Origin of the sequence: Chryseobacterium sp. VD8 (genome assembly GCF_037149975.1) — a bacterium.
In the GTDB taxonomy this organism is placed as follows: domain Bacteria; phylum Bacteroidota; class Bacteroidia; order Flavobacteriales; family Weeksellaceae; genus Chryseobacterium; species Chryseobacterium indicum.
This window is the reverse complement of the sequence record NZ_JBBCQL010000300.1, coordinates 1-4,623: the sequence shown is the minus strand read 5'-3', so window position 1 is coordinate 4,623 and position 4,623 is coordinate 1. Positions and strand designations below refer to the sequence as shown.

General features: G+C 35.8%; 6 protein-coding genes and 1 pseudogene. All 7 read right to left on the bottom strand.

Features of this window, described 5'->3' with window-relative positions; genetic code table 11:
- Positions 1 to 318: hypothetical protein (locus WFK35_RS20890; RefSeq protein WP_336734430.1), on the bottom strand; the 318-nt coding region annotated here is incomplete at its 3' end.
- A gap of 2 nt (positions 319 to 320) precedes the next feature.
- Positions 321 to 1,487: a 3-hydroxyacyl-CoA dehydrogenase NAD-binding domain-containing protein gene (locus tag WFK35_RS20885; protein ID WP_442892096.1), complete on the bottom strand. Its 1,167-nt coding sequence runs from the start codon at positions 1,485 to 1,487 to the stop codon at positions 321 to 323.
- 7 nt (positions 1,488 to 1,494) lie between these two features.
- Positions 1,495 to 1,847 (bottom strand): annotated as a pseudogene (locus WFK35_RS20880) (four helix bundle protein).
- A 35-nt stretch (positions 1,848 to 1,882) separates the two neighbouring features.
- Positions 1,883 to 2,683 carry an enoyl-CoA hydratase/isomerase family protein gene (locus tag WFK35_RS20875; RefSeq protein ID WP_336734426.1) on the bottom strand — a complete coding sequence of 267 codons (801 nt, stop codon included), beginning with the start codon at positions 2,681 to 2,683 and terminating at the stop codon, positions 1,883 to 1,885.
- Between the two features lie 131 nt (positions 2,684 to 2,814).
- Positions 2,815 to 3,252 carry a 1,2-phenylacetyl-CoA epoxidase subunit PaaD gene (gene paaD / locus WFK35_RS20870; protein ID WP_442891766.1) on the bottom strand — a complete coding sequence of 146 codons (438 nt, stop codon included), beginning with the start codon at positions 3,250 to 3,252 and terminating at the stop codon, positions 2,815 to 2,817.
- A gap of 198 nt (positions 3,253 to 3,450) precedes the next feature.
- The gene (gene paaC, locus WFK35_RS20865; protein ID WP_336734424.1) at positions 3,451 to 4,239 is read right to left on the bottom strand and encodes a 1,2-phenylacetyl-CoA epoxidase subunit PaaC; all 789 of its coding nucleotides are present in this window, start codon (positions 4,237 to 4,239) and stop codon (positions 3,451 to 3,453) included.
- 30 nt (positions 4,240 to 4,269) lie between these two features.
- On the bottom strand, positions 4,270 to 4,551 hold the full coding sequence (paaB, locus tag WFK35_RS20860) for a 1,2-phenylacetyl-CoA epoxidase subunit PaaB (RefSeq protein ID WP_336734422.1): 282 nt from the start codon (positions 4,549 to 4,551) through the stop codon (positions 4,270 to 4,272).
- Positions 4,552 to 4,623 lie beyond the last annotated feature (72 nt).

Genomic DNA, 4,623 nt, shown 5'->3' with positions numbered 1-4,623 from the left:
ATCAACTTGGTTTTCATTATTAATGAGATAATCATAAAATTCTATGATATCGATAATTTGTTCTTCTTTTTCAGAAGCCCAGCCAATCATATCATACACTCTTGAATAGTTGTATCTATAAACCGTAATCTCCGAAGAATGATGCAAAAAGTCATTATCTAAGTTCATTATTAAATCAAAAGCATTTGTTGCTAAAATTAATTCAGTAATAATATTTTCATCACTATCTTTTTCGCTTAGTATGACCTCTCCTAATCCAAAAGCAAAATGCTTTTGCCAATCAGATAACAAATCTATTCTAAGAGTTTTATGTTTCATATTTAAATGAACTTTCTCAGCAACGGACTTTGTCTGTATCTTTCTTCCTGATATTCTTCGTAAAGATCCTGCAAAGTTTCGGAGATTTTAGCATATCCTATCTCTTTTCCCCATGCCAATAAACCTTTGGGATAATTTACGCCTTTCTGCATTGCGAGTTCGATATCTTCGTCATTTGCTACGCCTAATCTTTTTGCTTCTACGGCTTCGTTAATCAGCATAGAAATAATTCTCATGAATATCTGCTGATAAAGTACAGCATCTTTCACGGGTTCCGGTTTAACGGCTCCTTCCGAATAATCGTAAAAACCTTTTCCTGTTTTTCTGCCGTGAAGTTTGGCTTCCGACATTCTTTGCTGTAGAAGAGACGGTTTGTATTTCGGATCGTAGAAATATTCGTTATAAACGGTTTTGGTTACCGAGAAATTTACGTCAACTCCAATTAAATCCATTAATTCAAAAGGTCCCATTTTAAAGTTACCTAAAGTCTTCATAGCATCATCAACCTGTTCTACCGTTGCGATGTTTTCTTCAACAATTCTCAATCCTTCACCATAATAAGGACGGGCAATTCTGTTGACGATAAATCCGGGAATATCTTTGGCAATAACCGGAGTTTTTCCCCAATCTTTCATCAGACTGTAGATTTTTTCCGCTAAAGATTTTTCGGTTAACAAGGATGGAATAACCTCCACTAAAGGCATCAACGGAGCCGGATTGAAGAAGTGAATTCCGATGAAACGCTCTGGTTTCTGTAGTTCCGCACCAAGAGAGGTGATGGAAATGGAAGAAGTATTGGAACCAATAACACAGCTTTCTGAAACGTATTTCTCTAATTCTGTGAAAACTTTGGTTTTTATTTCTTTATTTTCGATGATGGCTTCAATGATCAGTTCACAATCTTTGAAGTCTTTTAATTCGGTGGCAATGGAAATATTGGCTAAAATTTCATTCATTTTCTCCGCCGAAATTTTCTGTTTGCCGACCAGTTTGGTCAGTGTTTTTTCCAGACCTACGGTTGCCGTTTCTACTTGTTTTGCATTAGCGTCATAAATCCAGACTTTGCATCCGTTCGTTGCGGCCACCTGCGCAATGCCGATTCCCATGGTTCCGGCACCGATAATTCCTACATTCATATTTTTAATTTGAAAATTTGGAAATGAGTTAATTTGAAAATTATTTAAGCTTTGAACTTGAAATAATTTTAGATAGAATTAATAAAATTTCTTTTAAATCTGAAATTAATTTTTCATTGGGCGATTGTAAATGTGGAGACTTTAAACACAATAAAAGCCATATTCTGTTTCATCAGCTTCTTTAGCGGCAATTTTCAATTTATGGATAAAATCTGCTTTGCTTTCTGCATTTTGAGCTTCTCTAACATTAGCTCCAATCGAAGTTCCAGATTTGAAAATCTGATTTGCTAATGGAAATCTTTTAGATTCGTACAAATCTTCTGAAAATTCAATAATGTCTAAAGCAAAATCAAAAGTCTTATTTACAATAATATTCTCTTTATCATTTCTCATTTTCAAATTCTCAGATTAACTCATTTTCAAATTAATTATTTCCCTTTATATTCAGGTTTTCTTTTCTGTAAAAAGGCACTTACTCCTTCCTTAAAATCTTCTGTTTCTGCAGCTTTCTGTTGAAGATCTCCTTCTAATTCCAACTGCTGCTTCAGCGTATTGTCATAAGAATGTGCAAATGCTTTTTTGGTCAATTTCAAGCCAACTGTCGGCATATTGGAAACTCTTTCTAAAATTTCCAGTGATTTTGAATTGAATTCTTCTTCAGTAAAAACTTCAGCAACCAAACCGTATGATTTAGATTCTTCTGCGGATAATTTTTTTCCGGTAAATGCTAAATAATTAGCCAATTGTCTTCCCAATAATTTTGGTAAAAAGTAAGTTCCGCCCGTATCTGGAATCAATCCGATATTGGAGAAAGCCTGAGCAAAATAAGCTTTTTCAGTTGCCAGGACAAAATCACAGATCAATGCCAACATTGCTCCGGCTCCGACTGCAGGACCATTTACCAATGCAACAACCGGTTTTTTACAATGGGTAATTTCCATCACTAACGGATTGTAATAATCTGTTACAATTTTTCTGATGATATCGTTGTCATGATGTTCATTGCCCTGAACAAATGCATCATCAAGATTCTGACCGGAACAAAATGCTCTGCCTCTTCCCGAAATGGCAACACATCTTACAGCAGGATCTTCACTGCATTCTTTAACGAAATCTTTCAGATCTGATAAAGACGGCTTTGTAAGCGCGTTCATTGTTTCAGGCTGATTGAGATAAGCAATTTTTAATTTTCCGTCGAAATGGGACTCAATATCGAGTTGTGTATACATAGTTTCAATTTTTTATGATTAATGCACTAATTTAACAATAAAAATGCACCAATATACCAGTTTATAAGTATAACAATATTTAAAGCATTCAAAATTGTTATATTACCACATTTTCAAATTGTTACACTCATTTAGTGACATTTAAAATAGTCAAATGGTTCCAGACAATCTAAACACTGATACGAAGCCTTGCATAGCGTAGACCCGAATCTGCTGATCTGTTTTGAGTTCATAGAACCGCAACGCGGACATTTTTTCGGTTTCCCGATATGATGTTCATCGGCTCCTTTTTCGGGAGGAGTGATTCCGTACACCCGAAGTTTTTCTCTCGCTTCATCCGTTAACCAGTCCGTCGTCCAGATCGGAAACATTTTGGTCACTACTTTTGCCTCCCATCCGTTTTCCTTCATGATTTTGATAATGTCTTCCTCAATGGTAAACATGGCGGGACAGGCAGAATAAGTAGGCGTAATCGTTACTTCGCAGGAATTTTCGCTGGTAATTTTTGCGTCTCTTACAATACCCAATTCCACGATATTAATCACCGGAATTTCCGGATCGGGAACCATTTCTAATATTTCTAAAGGATTTTTCAATCTTATTTTTATCTTAATTTTTTACGTAAAATTTGCTAAGATTTTCTTGGCTACCATTTTTTTAAGTTCACAAAGGCGTTCTACTTAGCAAAGCCGTAAACTGCAAAATTGTTATGGTCGTTTGTTATTTTTAAACCTCACAGGTTTTAAAAACCTGTGAGGTTTGTGTTTCTACCACGTACAACCCGGATATGCTCTCTGCATATACTGCAATTCACAAAGGATATATCCAAAATATTCTGTGTGATATCCTGTTCTAGATTTTGGCTGCATGAAAGGATTTGTAGGATATTCCAAGTGGAAATCTGTAAAATCTTTTTGGGTGATCGCTACAAATTCTTCATAAAGAGCATCGGTATTCGGAGCAATATTTAAAGCGACCAAATCATCTTCTCCTTCTGTTTTTGCAAATAAACCTTTAGTGTATTCCCAGATGTTTTCAATGGCTTTTTCCAGACGGCTCTTACTTTCTTCTGTTCCCTGAGCAAAAATTTTCATCCAGGAAGCAGCGTGTGTGTAATGGTATTTTACCTCTTTTAATGATTTTTGAGCAATCGCTGCCAATTCTTCATTGGTTGAATTGGACAATGCTTCATACATCAGTTTCTGATAGACTGCAAAAACATACACTTTTAAAATGGTCTGGGCATAATCTTCGTTCGGAAGTTCTGTCCAGTGTGCATTTACATATTCGTGTTCATATCTTAAAAAAGCAATATCATCTTCAGATTTTCCGTCGTCTAAAAGTCTTGAAGCGTACACATAAAAATTGTTCGCCTGACCAAGTTCATCCAGCGCAATATTCGTTAATGCAATATCTTCCTCCAGATAAGGACCTTCACCGCACCACGCAGACAAACGCTGTCCCATAATGAAACTGTCGTCTGCCAATTTTAATAAATAATTATATAATGGGTTCATTGTTTTAGCTTTTGGCTTTTGGCGTCTAGCTTTCGGCAAATTGCAAGCAGCTAACAGCCAATTGCTGTTTTACATATTTTTTACATCGTTCGGGATCTCGTAGAAGGTTGGGTGACGGTATAATTTGTCATCTGCCGGATCGAAGAATGCTTCTTTATCCACTCCTTCCGAAGTTACGATGTATTTACTTGGAACTACCCAAACAGAAGTTCCTTCTTTTCTTCTTGTATAAACGTCTCTTGCGTTCTGCAAAGCCATTTCTGCTGTTGGTGCCTGTACTACTCCAACGTGTTTGAGAGATAATCCTGGTTTAGTCTGAATAAACACTTCCCACATATCTAAATTTGCCATAGTCAGATTTTATTTTTATCTAAATTTTAGATTTTGAATTATTTTAAATTTTAATTTTTGAACCATTAAGGA

Excerpts from the sequence above, each read along its gene's own strand:
- WFK35_RS20875 (WP_336734426.1), bottom strand. The coding sequence starts at position 2,683 with ATGTATACACAACTCGATATTGAGTCCCATTTCGACGGAAAATTAAAA.
- paaD (WP_442891766.1), bottom strand. The coding sequence starts at position 3,252 with ATGGTTCCCGATCCGGAAATTCCGGTGATTAATATCGTGGAATTGGGT.
- paaB (WP_336734422.1), bottom strand. The coding sequence starts at position 4,551 with ATGGCAAATTTAGATATGTGGGAAGTGTTTATTCAGACTAAACCAGGA.